10 protein-coding genes are annotated in these 15,892 nt (G+C 70.3%); 3 read left to right on the top strand and 7 right to left on the bottom strand.

Annotation, left to right across the window (positions count from 1 at the left end; translation table 11 throughout):
- Positions 1–140 precede the first annotated feature (140 nt).
- Complete coding sequence (locus ACIBO2_RS33700) at positions 141–2,999, top strand: AfsR/SARP family transcriptional regulator (RefSeq protein ID WP_397302108.1); 2,859 nt, start codon at positions 141–143, stop codon at positions 2,997–2,999.
- Between the two features lie 104 nt (positions 3,000–3,103).
- Here ACIBO2_RS33700 and ACIBO2_RS33695 read toward each other — a convergent pair whose 3' ends face one another.
- From ACIBO2_RS33695 to ACIBO2_RS33675, 5 genes are all read right to left on the bottom strand, one after another.
- Positions 3,104–3,820, bottom strand: a complete 717-nt coding sequence (locus ACIBO2_RS33695; RefSeq protein WP_358543241.1) for an alpha/beta hydrolase — start codon at positions 3,818–3,820, stop codon at positions 3,104–3,106.
- 91 nt (positions 3,821–3,911) lie between these two features.
- Positions 3,912–5,147, bottom strand: a complete 1,236-nt coding sequence (locus ACIBO2_RS33690) for a sensor histidine kinase (protein ID WP_397302105.1) — start codon at positions 5,145–5,147, stop codon at positions 3,912–3,914.
- 1 nt (position 5,148) lies between these two features.
- Complete coding sequence (locus tag ACIBO2_RS33685; RefSeq protein WP_397302103.1) at positions 5,149–6,570, bottom strand: alpha/beta hydrolase; 1,422 nt, start codon at positions 6,568–6,570, stop codon at positions 5,149–5,151.
- Between the two features lie 664 nt (positions 6,571–7,234).
- Positions 7,235–9,475 carry an alpha/beta fold hydrolase gene (locus tag ACIBO2_RS33680; RefSeq protein ID WP_397302100.1) on the bottom strand — a complete coding sequence of 747 codons (2,241 nt, stop codon included), beginning with the start codon at positions 9,473–9,475 and terminating at the stop codon, positions 7,235–7,237.
- A gap of 34 nt (positions 9,476–9,509) precedes the next feature.
- Complete coding sequence (locus tag ACIBO2_RS33675; RefSeq protein ID WP_358543253.1) at positions 9,510–10,427, bottom strand: ATP-binding cassette domain-containing protein; 918 nt, start codon at positions 10,425–10,427, stop codon at positions 9,510–9,512.
- 210 nt (positions 10,428–10,637) lie between these two features.
- Here ACIBO2_RS33675 and ACIBO2_RS33670 point away from each other — a divergent pair, with 210 nt between their 5' ends.
- Both ACIBO2_RS33670 and ACIBO2_RS33665 read left to right on the top strand, forming a co-directional pair.
- Entirely contained in the window at positions 10,638–11,810 is a 1,173-nt protein-coding gene (locus ACIBO2_RS33670; RefSeq protein ID WP_358543256.1) for a sensor domain-containing protein, read from the top strand.
- Positions 11,795–12,454, top strand: coding sequence for a response regulator transcription factor (locus ACIBO2_RS33665; RefSeq protein ID WP_358543259.1), 660 nt, complete (start codon positions 11,795–11,797; stop codon positions 12,452–12,454). The genes ACIBO2_RS33670 and ACIBO2_RS33665 overlap by 16 nt, the downstream gene beginning before the upstream one ends.
- A 771-nt stretch (positions 12,455–13,225) precedes the next feature.
- On the opposite strand, the gene secD is transcribed toward ACIBO2_RS33665, so the two are convergent.
- Both secD and ACIBO2_RS33655 read right to left on the bottom strand, forming a co-directional pair.
- Entirely contained in the window at positions 13,226–15,517 is a 2,292-nt protein-coding gene (secD, locus tag ACIBO2_RS33660) for a protein translocase subunit SecD (protein ID WP_358543262.1), read from the bottom strand.
- Positions 15,518–15,554: 37 nt separating this feature from the next.
- Entirely contained in the window at positions 15,555–15,887 is a 333-nt protein-coding gene (locus ACIBO2_RS33655; RefSeq protein ID WP_358543265.1) for a hypothetical protein, read from the bottom strand.
- Between the last annotated feature and the right edge of the window lie 5 nt (positions 15,888–15,892).

The following is a 15,892-nucleotide window of genomic DNA, read 5'->3' as shown; positions in this document are numbered from 1 at the left end:
TTCCGAACGTTGTCGCTCATATGACTGAGGCGAGCGGGGGAATGTGACCGCCGCGCCGTACGACCAGCATCACGGGGGCGATTAATACATCGGCGATGCATCGGCGATGTGGTGATCCGCCGCGGATATAGACTCCTGCGATGCTCGGCGGGAATGTACGGTTTGCGGTCCTGGGTGCCGTGGAGGTGTCGGTCGATGGCCTGGAGCTTCCTTCGCTCGCCCCGCGGCACCGTGCGTTCCTGGCGTACCTGTTGCTGCATTCCGGCACGGTGCTGAGTGTCGAGCGGCTGAGCGAGGCGATGTGGGGCCCGACGCGGCCGGACACCGCCCGGGCTCAGGTACACGCCGCGCTGACGGCGATCCGGCGCACGCTGCGCGCGGCGAACGCGGGCCACCTGGTCGAGACCCGGCCGGCCGGATACGTGATCACTCCGGAGCCGGGACAGCTCGACTTACAGGAGTTCACCACGCTCGTGGCCAAGGCGAGGTCCGAACTGGGGTCCGAACTGGGGTCCGAGCAGGGGTCCGAGCCGGCCGCGGCCGTACGGACGCTGCGTGGAGCGCTCGCCCTGTGGCGCGGGCCCGCCTTCGCCGACGTCCAGGCCCATTTCGCCGAGAGCGCCAGGGCACGGCTGGAGGATCGGCGGCTGGCCGCGATCGAGCGGTTGGTGGAGCTCGAGTTCGCCGCCGGAAGGCACGAGGAGCTCATTGATCAGCTGGCCGCCGAGCTGACCGCCCATCCCTTGCGTGAACGACTGGCCGGGCAACTGATGCTGGCCCTGCGCCGCGCCGGGCGCCAGACGGACGCGCTGGCCGTCGGCCGTGGCTACCGCCGCAGACTGGCCGATGAGCAGGGGCTGGATCCGGGCCCTGCCTTCCTGGCCGTGGAGGAGACCGTCCTGCGCGGTGAGCCGCCCGTGGCTGCCACGATCCGGCCCGCGGCGGCCGACCTACTCGCCACGGCGAGGCCCGCGGAGGCCGTGCTGCCCGCTGCCGTCACGGCCCGGCCCGAGGCGGCGTTCCTGCCCTACGACATCGCCGACTTCGCCGGCCGCACCGCGCAGGTGGAGGAGTTGTGCGAGCCCGCCGGCCAGGCGGTGACGATCTCCGCGATCGACGGCATGGCCGGCATCGGCAAGACGGCGCTGGCCGTCCACGCCGCGCATCGGCTCGCCGAGCGATACCCCGACGGTCAGCTCTTCATCGACCTGCACGCTCACACAGCGGGCCAGCGGCCACTTGAGCCCGGGGAAGCGCTGGAGGTGCTGTTGCGGCAGCTCGGCGTGCCGACCGAGCGCATCCCCGCGTCCATGACGGAGCGGGCCGCGCTGTGGCGAGCCGAGCTGGCCGGCCACCGAGTAATGCTGGTGCTGGACAACGCCGCCGACGCCGCCCAGATCCGGCCCCTGCTGCCGGGCGCTTCGAACAGCCTGGTGCTCATCACCAGCCGCCAGCGGCTCACCGACCTGGATGGCGCGCGGGCCCTGTCCATGGACGTACTGCCCCTGCCCGACGCCTTGGCGCTCTTCACCGGCATCGTGGGCGAGCGTGCGGCCGCCGAGCCCGCGGCGGTCACCGAGGTTCTGCTGCTGTGCGGGTTCTTGCCGTTGGCCGTACGCATCGCCGCCACCCGTCTGCGGCACCGCCCTCGCTGGAGCGTGGACCATCTCGCCGAGCGCCTGCGTGATGAGCGCCGCAGGCTCACCGAGCTGGCCAGGTCGGAACGCGGCGTGGCGGCCGCGTTCACCCTGTCGTACCGCCAGCTCACCGCTGACCAGCAGCGGCTCTTCCGCCTGCTCGGACTGCATCCCGGCCGCGACTTCGAACCCTACGCGGCCGCCGCGCTCGCCGATCTCCCCGTGGAGCATGCCGAGGACGTACTGGAGGACCTGCTGGACGCGCACATGCTTCAGCAGCGCGTCTTCGGCCGGTACGTCTTCCACGACCTGCTCCGCCGGTACGCCGCGGACCTGGTGGCCGAGCAGGAGCCGCCGCAGGCCAGGGACGCGGCGCTGACCCGGCTGCTCGGCCACCAGCTGACCACGGCGTCGGCCGCCATGGAGGTGCTCTACCCCGACAGCGCCCACCGGCGACCGCGCATCGAACGAGCCACGCTCCCACCGGTCCCGCTCCATGACGCGCCGCAGGCATTGGCGTGGCTGGAGGCCGAACGAGCCAACCTCGTCCTGGCCGCCGATCGCGACGTGGCGCACACCAGCCTGCTGGCCACCACGCTGTACCGCTATCTCTACGACCACGCCCACCACGACGACGCCCTCACTCTGTACGGCAAGGCACTGCGGGCCGCCCGACGCCGTGAGAATCCGGCCGACGAAGGGCGGGCGCTGACCGACCTCGGCTGGGTGCATCAGGTGCGGGGGCGCCATGACGTCGCCCGTGAGCACTTCGACCGGGCGCTGGCCGCCTGCCGTACAGCTGAAGACCGGCGAGGTCAGGCGCGGGCGCTGCTCGGCTTAGCCAGGGTGAGTACGGACGAAGGCGACCACGAGCGGGCCAAGGAGGCGAACCTGCGCGCCCTTGAACTGTTCCGCGACATCGGCGACCGGTTCGGGGAGGCCGTGACGCTGGACTACCTCGGCATCGTCCACGAGCGGCTTGGCCGGTACGCGCTGGCGGCCGACCTGCATCGTCAGGCGCTGGAACTGTCCCGGGAGATCGGCAGCCGAGGCGGTGAGGCCGACGCTCTGGACAACCTCGGGGTGGCCTGCACCCGGCTGGGCCGGCTCACCGAGGCACGTGACCATCACGAGCAGGCGCTGGAGCTGTATCGGCTCTTCGGCTACCGGCGAGGCGAGGCCAAGGCACTCAACAGCCTGGCCGAGATCGCGGCGACCATGGGAGACCTCGGCCAGGCCGTACGCCTGCACAGCGCGGCTCTCGATCTGGCCGTGGAGCTGAGCAACCGGAGCGAGGAGAAGCGCGCCCGCGAGGCCATCGCCCAGCTCCTCCCCGCACCGGAGACCTCTCACCGAAAGTGACCAGGGGGCTGGCGGTCACCGGTACGACGACGCCTGCGGACGGTACATGTCCTACCGCCGGACCGGCCACAGCCGCCATGACGGACTCGCAGTCGACGGTGGTGTCAGCACAGATGACGGGCGAAGAAGCGCAACGCGCTGTCGGCCTCGAAGGCCGGCACGTCCCCGTGCTTGCCGGGGTTGGCGTGCAGCGTCTTCTCACTCGAACCCAGGGCGTCGAACAGCGCCAGGGCATCCTCGCGCGGAACCCGCTCGTCATCCCACTGAACCAGGAACCGCACGGGCACCGCGACCCCGGCGGCGGCCTCGGCCGAGGCCAGTGACGTCCCGCTCAACCCCAGCACCGCCGCGCGGACGCGCGGCTCGGCGGCGACCAGCGGAATGCCGAGAGCGCAGCCCAGCGACATGCCCCAGTAGCCCACTGGGCCGACATCCCCGAGCGCGTCCAGGACCGCGCGCCATTCCGGGACGGTCTGGGCGGCCAGCAGAGTGTGCAGCTCGGCCAGCAGGGGGAGCGGGTCGCCCGCGCCGGCCATGCGGGCGCGCATCTCGGTGATGATCCGCTCATGTTCGGCGCTTCTGGGCCGGTCGCCATGGGCGGGGGCGTCGATGGCCGCCGCCGCGTACCCGCACTCGGCCGCCAGCCGGACGGCGCGGGCCACCACGCCAGGGGCCCGCTTGTGCTCTCCGCCGCCATGTCCGATGAGAACCAGAGCACGGGGCTCGGCGTCGTCCGGCGTCCACAGTACGCCGGGGATCTCGCCAAGGGTGAAGGGTCGTTCGGTGACGCCGTCGGTAGACGTCTGAGAGATGAAGCGCATGCGCGTTTCACGCCTTTCGGGATGCCTTGCGCGGGCGCTCCCTAGGCCATGCGAGGGAGGGAGCCCCGACCTGTCACAGCGTTGATCGGACTCACCTCCTGGGGTTTGATGCGGTGCACGGCGACGCCGAAGTTATCACAAGGGGGGCGCTCACGTTCCGCAGGGCGGGCGATGCCTGACGCGGCACCAGGGCCGACGGATGGTCAAGGAGCGTCGCGGGTGACGAGGCCGTGTTCGTGGGCGTAGATCGCGGCGTGCACGCGGGTCCGCAGGCCGAGTTTGGTGAGAATCCGGTTGAGCCGCCCGTTTCGACCGGTCCCACCGACAGTGTGCCGTCGAACAGGCGCACCCGTTCCCGCATCCCCCGGATGCCCTGGCCCTCAGCCTGGGACGCCGGCGCAGGGGCGCCGTTGTCGAGGACCTCAACGCACAGGCCGCGGTCGTCATGACGTAGGTGGACGGTGACCTCGCTCGCGGTCGAATGGCGTACGACGTTCGTCAGTGCCTCTTGGACCACCCGGTAGGCGGTGTGGTCGACGGCCGGCGACAGGACGCCTGCTGTCCCCGTACGGCGGATGGTGATCGTACGATCGGCGGAGGTGAGCTGCCCGGCCAGCCGCTCCAGGTCGGCGGTGCCGGGCTGAAGGGCGGCCGGGTGCTCGCTGAGCGTCCGTAGCAGGTCACGCACCTCCGTCAGCGCGGACAGCGACAGGTTCGAGATCACTTCCAGGGCCCGCGTAGCCGAGGTCTCGTCGCGCATTCGCCGGGCCGCCGCGGCCTGCAACCGGATCGCCGTCAGGTGGTGGCCCACGCTGTCGTGCACGTTCCTGGCCAGCCAGGTGCGCTCCTCGGCCAGCACACGCTCCGCCTCGGCCCGCTGCACTCGCAGCGACTGACCGGCCCGGTCCCGGTGCAGCCGCAGCGCGTAGCCCGTGGCCACCGGCGCGACACTCATGATCACTATGCTGGTGAGCGCCAGCCCCTTTCCGCCGGTCACCATGCCGATGCCCGTCACCCAGCATGTGGAGATCGCCAGCACCAGAGCGGGATGCCGCGGCCGGTGGTAGACGGCCGCGCAGAACACGGCCATCGTGACCAGCATCCCTTCCCAGCGGTGCAGCTGGACCATCCCGGCCAGCGCGATCACCGCGGAGGCCACCGCGGCGGTCAACGGCAGCACCCGCCGGATGAACAAGGGGAGGCTGACGCCGGCACTGAAGACGACCAGGAGCGGCACGTCGGGCGGGACCGACCCTTCCAGCGCCGTCAGCAGCGTCGCAGCGGTCGCGGCGCCGACGACGAGCAGAACCTCCCTCAGCCAGAGCATGTCACGATGATGCCGGACCGCAGGTCGTGCCCAAGGGCGGGAGCTGCCCGGTGATCAGGTAGCGGTGCACCTGATCGCGGATGCAGGGATTGCCGCTCAAGTAGAGCGCGTGACCGCCCTTGGCCGCCATGTAGCGGGCGCCGTCAAGTTGTGCCGTGATCCGGCGGGCGTACGCGGGCGGCGCCACGTCGTCGTACAGGCCGCCGGCGATCAGGATCGGGGGCAGGCCGCGAGGCTGTACCGGATGGGGCGGGAAAGGCGTCTTTCGCGGGAGTCCGGTGCAGAAGTTGGCCAGCGGCCACGCGATGGTCCAGCCGATGCGCGGCGCGGTGCGCTTCAGCCGCTTCTCCGTGGCCTTGACCTCGTCATATGCGGTCGGGTACGGGAAGTCGGCGCAGTTCGCGATCCTGCTGAAATCCGGATCGGCCACACCGGTGGACGGCTTGGCGAACCGGGTGGCGTCACCCGCGTACGCCTCGGCCAGGGACTCGGCCAGTCCGGGCCACGTCGCATCGAACGTGACAGTCGCGCGGGAGGCGATCAGTGTCGCACTGGCCGCTGCTCCGGCGCCGGCGCCGGGCGCGGGGATCGGCCGCTTGGCTGCGCGGTCCATGACCTCGTCCCACACCTTGAGCACGTCGCGGCCGTGGAGCGCGCAGCTCTGGTCGGTGGCGCACCACTCGGCGAAGCGATGGAGGTTGTCTTCCTTGACCTTCGCCTTGGGCAGGAGCCATTCGGCCCACGATCGGTTGGTGTGGTCGATCGGGCTGTCCAGGTACATGCGGCCGACGCGTGAGGGGAACTTCTCGGCGTAGGCCACACCGAGGACTGTGCCGTAGGAGTTGCCGTAATAGTTGATTTTCTGTTCGCCCAGCGCCCCTCGGACGGTCTCCAGGTCATGGGCCCCTTGACCGGAGTCCAGGTGGCCCGCGAGCGGGCCGGCGGCCTCGGCGCAGCCGTGACCGAAGCGGCGGTTCTGCTCTGTGTACCGGGTGTAGGCGGCGCGGTCGGGGAACACCCACTCCGCGTTCGCAGCCCACGGCGCCGGGCCGGGGCAGCGCACCCCGGTGCTCGCCTCGAATCCGCGCGGGTCGAAGACCACCACGTCGAACCATTGGGTCAGGTCGGCGAAGGCCTGCTTCGCCTGACGCAGGACCGAGATCTGCTGGGCGGGGCCGCCCATGTTGAGGACGAGCGTCCCCTTCTTGGCGGCCGGGTCCCTGGCGGGCAGCTTGGCGAGTCCCAGCGTGATCTGCTCACCCTTGAGGGCGGCCCAGTCGGCGGGTACGGTGAGCCGGCCGCATTGCAGGCCGTCTCCGCAGTCCTGCCAGGAAAGCTTGGCGCCTGCCGTCGCTGTCGCCGGTGCCGCCGCCACCGCGGAGAGCAGCATCGTGCCGAGCACGGCGAGGATCGTCTTCTTCATGACCCTCAGCCTTGCCGGACGGCCTGTTGGTGGTCGTCCACCTTTCGATAGATCCTCACGCGCGCGCACCGGCGATCACCTTTCGATGGATCTTCACGCGTGTGCACCGGCGCTCGCCTTGCGATTCGCCGAACCGGCGCATGGTGTGGGTGATGTAGGGCGAGACGGTGGGATCGAGGCCCAGCAGCGCGCCGAGGCGAAGACCGGTCGCCGTCCTCGCAAAGCACCAGCGTGCCGCGGGTGCTGACCGTCATGTTGTCGGGCAGGTCCAGCGCCAGTGTTGTCGGGCAGGTCCAGCACCGAGTAGCGCGGCGACCTGCGCCTGCCCTGGGTACGGCCCTCCGCTCGAGTCCACGCGGCCAGCCCCAAGTGCTCACCCGCTGCCGGCTGTCAGACACGAGTCTGCCGCGTTGCATCGGACGGACCCGTTAAGACTGATTAGTAGCTAAGCGTGACGATGACCACACTCCGCATTCTCAGATCTGAGCAGTTGTGGAAGCGGGAAGACCCCGGCAATGTGAGTGAGATCGCCGGGGTTCTTGATGTTCACGTCGGCGGCTGAGGGCGCGTTTCCGTCGGCTACCGAGACGTGGCCCGCCCCCTTGCCGTGGCCAGATGGCCCACTCTTACCGCAGCACCGGGCTCCGCACCACCATGCTGAGCTTCACTCGGCGGGGCGGCAGACGGTGCCGGGTGGAGGGAGACGCAGGCTGGTCAGGTAGCGGTTGACGTGGCCGATGATGCAGGAGACGCCGCTGTTGTAGAGCGCGTGGCCGTACGCCTGGTATTGGATCGCCGCCGAGCCCGGTACGCCCCGTACGAGGTCCGCGGACGGGTCGAAGTCGGTCCAGGAGCCGACGCCGAGAAATGGCGGCAGTCCCTTGGTGGGCAGCGGCTCGAACGGGTCGGTGACGGGGGTGGGCCAGCCGGCGCAGCCGAGCCGGTGCCACAACTCGATACCGGAGAAGTTGGGCAGCAGCCGCTCCCCCTTACGGCGCTTTTCGCGGTAGTCCGCGTAGGAGTTGTATCCCATGCCATCCGGGCAGTGGGTCATGTTCATGCCGACGACCGAGGGGACCTTGAGGCTATACGTGCCTTGCCGGACATAGTCGGCGAAGCCGGAGGCATCGCCGATCACGGCCCGTTTGATCGCTTCGGCGAGTTGCGTCCATCGCGGATAGTCGGGCTTCTGACCAGGCGAGATGACGCTGGGAGCGGCGGCCTCCTTGATGTCGAACCCGCTGTAGGCGACCTGCGACGGCTCTCCCCTGATCGGGATCGGTGAGCGGTCGGCGCGCTTGATCAGCGCCCGCCAGACCTCGCCGACGTCCTGGCCGTGCAGGGCGCAGGCGGTGGTCGCCGCGCACCAAGCGGCGAAGCGTTCGAAGGACTTCTCGCTGGTGAGCCTGCTCTCCGCGTCGTCCATGGTCGGGCTCATCGTGCCGTCAATCACCAACGCCCGGACTCGGGCGGGGAACAGGCGGGCGTAGGTGACGCTGGGGATGCCGCCGTAGGAGGAGCCGATGAAGCTCAGCCGCTCCTCGCCCAGCGCGACACGGATCGCCTCCATATCACGCGCCACGGACGCCGAGTCGAGGTGGTCGAAGTACTCCGGGTCGGCGGCGCGGCAGCGCTGCGCGGCTTCCCCGTTGCGCCGGCCAAGCTCCGCGTACTCGGCGGGGCTGTCGGGCAGGGCGATCCACGGTCCACCGATCAGACACTTGTACGGCAGCACGCCCTTGTCGACGGTGTTACGCGGTTCGACGGTGACGATGTCGAAACGTTCGCGCAGTTCGGAGAAGCTGCCCGCGTACTTGCTCAGGTCCTTGACTCCGGAAGCGCCCGGGCCGCCAGGGACCGCGAACACCGCGCCGATGCGGCGTTGGACACCTGTGTTCGGCAGCATCCCGACGGTCAGGCGGATCTTCCTGCCGGATGGCTTGGACCAGTCCACGGGCACCTCGATCGAGGCGCACCTCATCTCCTTGGACAGTTCCTTGTCCGCGCATGCCGCCCAGTCCAGCGAGGAGGTTCCAGAGCCGGGCGAACCGGACGCGGCAGCGGGCACCGCCGACACCAGCATGGTGACGGCCGCACCGATGGCCAGGGCCCTGATCCGGCGTCCCCTGAGCGTGATCGCCGTCGCGCCCGCCGTCAGTGCGGCGATCACGTACGCGACCAGCAGCCCCGCCGCAGCCGCGGGCGACAGCTGCCCACCGCCGACCCCCGCGATCTGGAGCGGCAGATTCTCGATCATGAACGAGCCGACCTGGGCGCGTAGGGAGGAGGGCAACGTCTTGACCACCACCGGCAGCACCACGATGATCACGGTCAGCACGACCAGGGTGCCGGGGGTGGAGCGGACGGCGGCCCCGACGCCCAGCCCGATCAAGGCGAAGGCCGCCATCGACAACCCAGCGCTGATCACCGAGGCGAGCACGCCCGGCTCCGACAGTGACGTGCCCAGCGTCTGGCCGTCGCGGAGCAACTGGCCGGCCCGGTCGCCGAGCACCACCATGGCGGCCGCGTGCATGGCGAACGCCAGAATCTGACCCGCCACCAGCGCGACCGCGGCCAGGCCCGGGATCTTGGCCAGCAATAACGCGTGCCGGCGCGGCACGGCGACCAGGCTCGTCTGGATCATCTTGGTGCTGTACTCGGAGGTGATCGTGAGGGCGCCCAGCGTGGCGAAAACGAAGTAGGCGACCGCGATCCCGTTGCCAAGGCCGTCGCCGTTGCCGGTGAAGGCCATCCGCTCGTCCGGCGACTGGTTGTCGAACCCGCGGCCGATCATGAACGCCACGCCGGCGCAGGCCAGGACGGCCGCCACCGAGCAGGCCAGCAGGTAGAGATTCGAGCGGAGCGAGCGGAGCTTGAGCCACTCGGAAGCGATCACATCGATCATCGGACGGCCTCCCTGTCACCGGCCTTGTATTCCGTCATCGGACGGCCTCCCCAGCACCGGCCCGGTATTCCGTGCTGTCCTCGGTGAGCCGCATGAAGGCGTCCTCCAGGGAGGCGCCGCGCGGGGACAGCTCCGCCAGCGCGATGCCACCGGAGAGCGCCAGCGCGCCGATCCTGGCCGCGTCGAGATTCCGTACGGACAGGGCGCCGTCGTCCTCAGGGGTCACCGTCGCACCGTGCGCGTCCAGAATGGCGGCGAGGCCGGCCGGGTCGGGCGTGCGGACCAGCACGTCGCGCTGGAAGTGGCCGGCCAGAGCATCGATGGGGGTGTCGGCGATCAGCCGGCCCCGTCCGATGACGATGACGTGATCGGCGGTGAGCGCCATCTCGTTCATCAAGTGGCTGGACAGCAGCACGGTGCGGCCCTCGTCGGCCAGCGAGCGCAGCAGATCGCGCAGCCAGCGGATGCCCTCCGGGTCGAGGCCGTTCAGTGGCTCGTCGAACATCAGCACCCCCGGATCCCCGAGGAGCGCAGCCCCGATCCCCAGGCGTTGCCGCATGCCCAGCGAGAAGCCGCCGATCCGCTCGTCGGCGACGCCGGTCAGGCCGACCTGCTCGAGCACGGCGGCCACCCGGGCACGGCCGATGCCGTTGCTGCGGGCCAGGCAGGCGAGATGCGCCCGCGCGCTGCGGCCCCCGTGCACAGCCCCGGCGTCGAGCAGCGCTCCCATTGAGCGCATGGGCCTGGACATTGACGCGTATGGACGGGCGTTCACCAGGGCCTTGCCCGCGAGGGGCACCTCCAGGCCGAGCACGACGCGCATGGTGGTGGATTTGCCCGCGCCGTTCGGGCCGAGGAAGCCGGTTACCAGTCCCGGTTTCACGCTGAATGTTAGGTCGTCCACGGCGACCTTGTCGCCATATCTCATGGTCAGTCCGCTCACTTCGATCACGGCCTGGCCTCCCTTCGTCGGTTGACGGCCGCCGGCCTTCTGGCTCGGGTCGCCGATCTCGATGCCTGCTTCGGTTGACGGCCGCCAGCTTTCCGGCTCGGGTCGCCGATCTCGATGGGCGTGCGCCCACCGGCCGGGGCGAAGATTCCCACCTCCGGAGGTAGGCCTAGACCTACCGACCGCGCTCCGCGCATCGGGCAGACTTCTGGCGTGACCGGCATTCGAAACCTCATCGCCGCAGGTGGTGGGCTGCTGCTCAACGTCGCCACGGGTGTGGCCGCGCTGGTGCTGCTCGCCATGCTGCTGGTGAGCCTCGCGCTGGTCCCGGTAGCCGGGCTCGGCCTGCCGCTGCTGGTCCGCGTGCTCGCGCTCGTACGGTCTCTGGCGCGGCTGCAGCGTGACTGGGCGAGCCAGGTGCTCGACCCGGCCAACCACCGGCCGCACCGGTGGCACAGCAGACCGCGAACCCCACTGGTCCTTGTGCTGCGGGATGCGCGGACCTGGCGGGATCTGGCGTGGCTGGTCGTGCACGGCCTCACCTGGCACGGCCCGGCGCTCGTCATCTGGGCGCTCCTGGCCGCGTTCGACTACATCTTCTCGGTGCAGGTGGTCGTGGTCGACAGCGTGACCACGTTCGCCTTCAGTGTGGCCGTCGTGGCCATCGCGGTGATCGCCGTCATGGCGGTGCCCGTACTGCGCACCGGGCAGGCACGGCTGACGGGGATGTTGCTCCTGCCTGACGCGACCCCGGCCGCGCGCATCCGACACCTGACCGAGTCGCGGGCCGTGGTGGTGGACGCGCAGGCGGCCGAGCTGCGCCGGATCGAACGCGACCTGCACGACGGCGCGCAGGCCAAGCTGATCGCGATCCGGATGAACCTGGGTCTGGCCCGCAACGCCCGCGATCCCACCCAGGCCCAGCTGATGATCGACGAGGCCAGGGAGGTCGCCGGCCAGGCGCTGACCGACCTGCGTGACCTGGTGCGCGGCATCCACCCTCCGGTGCTGACCGACCGCGGTTTAGCCGGGGCGATCCAGGCCGCCGCGCTGCTGTGCCCGATACCGGTGACGGTCGAGATCGAGCTGCCTGGCCGGCTGGAGGCGCCGGTCGAGTCCGCGGTCTACTTCGCCGTCGCCGAGGCCCTCACCAACGTGGCCAAGCACAGCGGCGCGTCGCGTGTGTGGCTGCGGCTGTCCCATGTGGGCGGCCTGCTGCGCGTGAAGGTGTGCGACGATGGCCGCGGCGGAGCCAACCGGGCCAGCGGCAGCGGCATCCGAGGCATCGACGCGCGTCTGTCGGCCTTCGACGGCCGGCTCATCATCCGCAGTCCTCTCGGCGGCCCTACCGAACTCACCATGGAGTTGCTGTGCGCGTTGTCATAGCCGAAGATCTCGCCCTGCTCAGGGATGGGTTGATCCGCTTGCTGACGGCGTACGGCTTCGAGGTGGTCAAGGCGGTCGACAACGCTCCGATGCTGCTCGACGCGCTCGCTCATGGCCGTCCGGATGTCGCCGTGGTCGATGTGCGGCTGCCGCCCGGCTATACCGACGAGGGGCTGCGCGCCGCCCTCGAGGCGCGGCGGCTGGTGCCGGGCCTGCCGGTGTTGATCCTTTCGCAATACGTGGAGCAGTTGTACGCCCGCGAACTGCTCTCCGACCGGCCTGGTGGGGTGGGTTACCTGCTCAAGGATCGCGTCGGTGACGTCGACCGGTTCGTGGACGCGGTGCGTCAGGTGGCCTCCGGCGGCACCGTGATGGATCCCGAGGTGATCTCGCAACTACTGAGCCGTCACAGCCGCGACGAGCCACTGGGTGAGCTGACCCCTCGGGAGCGGGAGGTGCTGGCGTTGATGGCGGAGGGGTTGTCCAACATGGCGATCGCCGCCCGGTTCCAGGTCACGGACAAGGCGATCAGCAAGCACACCAACAACATCTTCGCCAAGCTTGGCCTGCCGCCGTCCGACGATCACAACCGGCGGGTGCTGGCGGTGCTCGCCTACCTGCAGGCCGCCCCAGAGACGGCTTGACCTGGCGGCCTCTCAGGCCGGGCTGTCGAACTGGCGGCCTCTCAGGCCGGGCTGTCGAACTGGCGATCCCCCAGGCCCGGCTGCCGAACTGACAACAGTTGGATAGGCGACCCCACACCAGTCTGGAACCCACAGAACGACAACTCCCTCCTGTGCCGGGCAGCGAGGAGCAATCGTGCCAGGCGTGCGCGGTCGTGGTGGCATCGCTCCGGCGGCGGCTTCTTGCTCAAGGCTGCCCGGCGGTTTCCAACAAGGTTGCCCGGCGGCTTCCCGCTCAAGATGGAAGGAGGGCGGGGGGAGCGGCAAGGTCGTGGGAAAGCATCCGGCGGACACGCTCGTTAGCTCTGGCCCAGCCTGCCGGGCCTCGACTTCGGTCCTCTTCGGCCTACTCCTCCAGCTGCCGGGGTGCTTCCGCCACCCGTTGCCTGCGCTGCTGAACGCCACCCCACGCCTCTTCGGGGATAGGGTCTCATTGCGAATCTACATTGTAAAGGCGCTCAACTGAGAACTTTCCACACACCAACAAAGCACGGGCTTCGCCCGTACCCCCATCAACAACTCCATTGACGACTCGCTGATGGGAACGCAGCGGACTGGGGGGCAGGGCGCTCGGCACATCTGTCAGCGCCGGCTCACCCAGTCGCTGAGCCGGCGCTGGTGACGGGGGCGGGGGCGGAGGGCGGGGCGCTCCGGTGGCGTGGATGACTCCTCTGCATAGTTCCACCGGGCGCCCCGTGCGGTGCTTACAGGACCGCGCCGCCCCGTGCGGTGCTACAGGACCGCGCCCGTGCCCTGCCGGCGGCGTTTGCGCGGCTGGGGCGGCTGGGGTGGGGGTTGCTTGCTGAGGCGTTCGAGCTCGATTGCGAGGGGGCCGGCCACGAACGATGACGACGCGGTCCCCACCACGATGCCGAAGATGAGCGCGATGGCGAAGTCGCGCAGCGTGTCACCGCCGAAGACGGCCAGCGCGGTGAGGATGAACAGGGCGCCCAGGCCGGTGTTGACGGTACGCGGCACGGTCTGCAGGATCGCCGCGTTGACGATGCCGGGGAAGCGTGCCTGCCGCGAGGCCTGCCATAGTTCGCGGACGCGGTCGAAAACCACCACCTTGTCGTTGATTGAGTAGCCGATGATGGTCAGCATGGCTGCCAGGAAGACCCCGTCGATGGGTTTGCCCAGCCAGGCGAACAGGCCGAGCACAGCGAGGGTGTCCACGACGAGGGCCATCACGGCGGCGGCGCCGAATGTCCAGCGGAATCTGACGGCCAGGTACAGCAGTTGCGCCGCCAGCGCCACGGCGAGTGCGATGAGCGCGTTGCGCCGCAGTTCGTCGCCCAGGCTGGGGCCGATGAGCTCGTCGCGTTGCTTGGTCACTTCGCCGAGCTGGGTATCGAGTGCCTGCTCGATGGCGGCGCTGTCGTCGGCGCTGATCTGGCCGGTACGCACGGACACGCTGGTGCCGGAGCTTTGCACGTTGGCCGCCGGGTGGCCGGCCTCGGCCACCGCCTGCCGCGCGGTCTCGGCGCTCACCGGTTGCGCGGCTGTGTACTGGAGCATCCGACCGCCGGTGAACTCGATGCCGAGGTTGAGCCCGTGCAGGGCCAGCCCGGTCACGGCCGTGGCGACCAGGGTGGCGGCCGCGGCCAGCCACCGTCGGCGCCCGGCCATCAGGGACGGGTCGCGCCGGGTGATCCAGGCCCTGACCCGGCCGTGCACCGCCAGCCCGGACAGCCGGGCCAGCCGGGGGCTGGTTCCGCTGAGGATGAGGTGGGTCAGGACACGGGTGATGAGCATGGCGGAGACGAGTGAGGCAAGGACGCCGACGGCCAGCGTCACACCGAATCCGCGCACCGGCCCTGAGGCCAGCCAGAACAGCAATCCGGCGGCCAGGAGCGTGGTGATGTTGGAGTCGGCGATGGCGCTCCAGGCGTTGGCGAAGCCTCGGTCGAGGGCGGTGCGCAGGCTGCGGCGCGGCGCGCGGCCATACTCTTCCCGCGCTCGCTCGAAGACCAGCACATTGGCGTCGACCGCCATGCCGATGGCCAGAACGAACCCGGCTAGGCCGGGCAGGGTGAGCGTTGCGCCGAGGGCGAGCAGGGCGGCGTAGGAGATGAGCCCGTAGGCGGCCAGCGCGAGGGTGGCCAGCAGCCCCGACAGCCGGTAGGTGAGGATGATGAACAACGCGGTGAGCAGGACACCGGCGATGCCTGCCTTGGCGCTGGCCTCGATGGCCTGCGCGCCGAGCGTGGGGCCGACGGTGCGCTGCTCGATCAAGGTGAGCGGGACGGGCAGGGCGCCGCCCTTGATCAGCACGGCCAGGCCTTGTGCCTCCTGGTGGGTGAAGGAGCCGCTGATCTGGGTGGATCCGCCGGGGATGCCGATCTGGCAGGGCACGCCCGCATCGACTTGGGGCGACGAGATGATCTCGTTGTCCAAGACGATGGCGACCCGCCGCTGGGGGTTGCTCGGGCTGTGGCAGGCGGCCTCGCCGGTCAGCCGCTGCCAGGCGGCGGCGTCGCGGAAGTCGACGGTGGCGAACCAGCCCGGCCCCTGCTGCGGGTCGTTGCGTGCGGCGGCGTCGCTCACCCCGTCGCCGGTGATCGCGGCAGGGCCGAGCCGCAGGCGTTGCCCGCCTTCGTCGGCCAGGACCTGCCCGGATGCGCCGATGCCCCTGCTGGTGGGGGTGCCTTGATCGGCGCTGGTGTCGTCGGCTTGTTCCAGGACCGGGTGGAAAGTGAGCTGGGCGGTCTTGCCGATGACTTCGGCGGCCTGGCGGGGATCGAGCACCCCGGGCAGCTCGACGATGATGCGCCGATCGCCGGAGCGCAACAGGGTGGGGTCGACCACGCCGAGCGCGTCGGCGCGCCGGCGCAGCACGTCCAGGGCACGGTCAGTGGTCTCGGCGTCGGCCTTGACTGTTGAGGCGTCTCGGGTTTCGAAGACGAGTTGGGTGCCACCGCGCAGGTCCAGCCCTAGACGTGGCGATGTGGTGAGGGTGAATAGCAGTGCGGTGGCGGCGATGGCGCACGCCGCCACCGCGCGCCAGAAGGGCGCGCGGGACATGAAGCCTCCACGGGCTGTCGAAGAAGGAAAGGGGACGTCAGCGCGTCGTGGAGGGTGGCGCTCGGGCCGGCGCCTGACGGGCGGGCGGCTGAGGTGCCGCGGTGAAAGGCCGGGCGAGGGCCGTCAGGGGCCGCGCCCGTGGACCGGGCCGTTCGGTGGACGGCAGTACGGCCGGCCACATCGGCAGCGCGGGCGCGCTGCGGGCGGGATGCAGCCGGGGCAGGGCCGCGTCCTGCACGGCGTGCTCGGACGGGCCGCTCCACCAGGTCGCGGGCGTCGCGGTGACGGGCAGCTGGGCGCTGCCAGGCGCGGGGCCCAGCAGGAAGGCCGACAGCAGCAGGAGCAGAACGGCGGGCAGTCTGCTGCGCACGTCTC

The organism is Nonomuraea sp. NPDC050022 (assembly GCF_044460705.1).
GTDB lineage: Bacteria > Actinomycetota > Actinomycetes > Streptosporangiales > Streptosporangiaceae > Nonomuraea.
The sequence above is the reverse complement of the archived record's forward strand: the minus strand, read 5'-3'. Positions and strand labels throughout refer to the sequence as shown.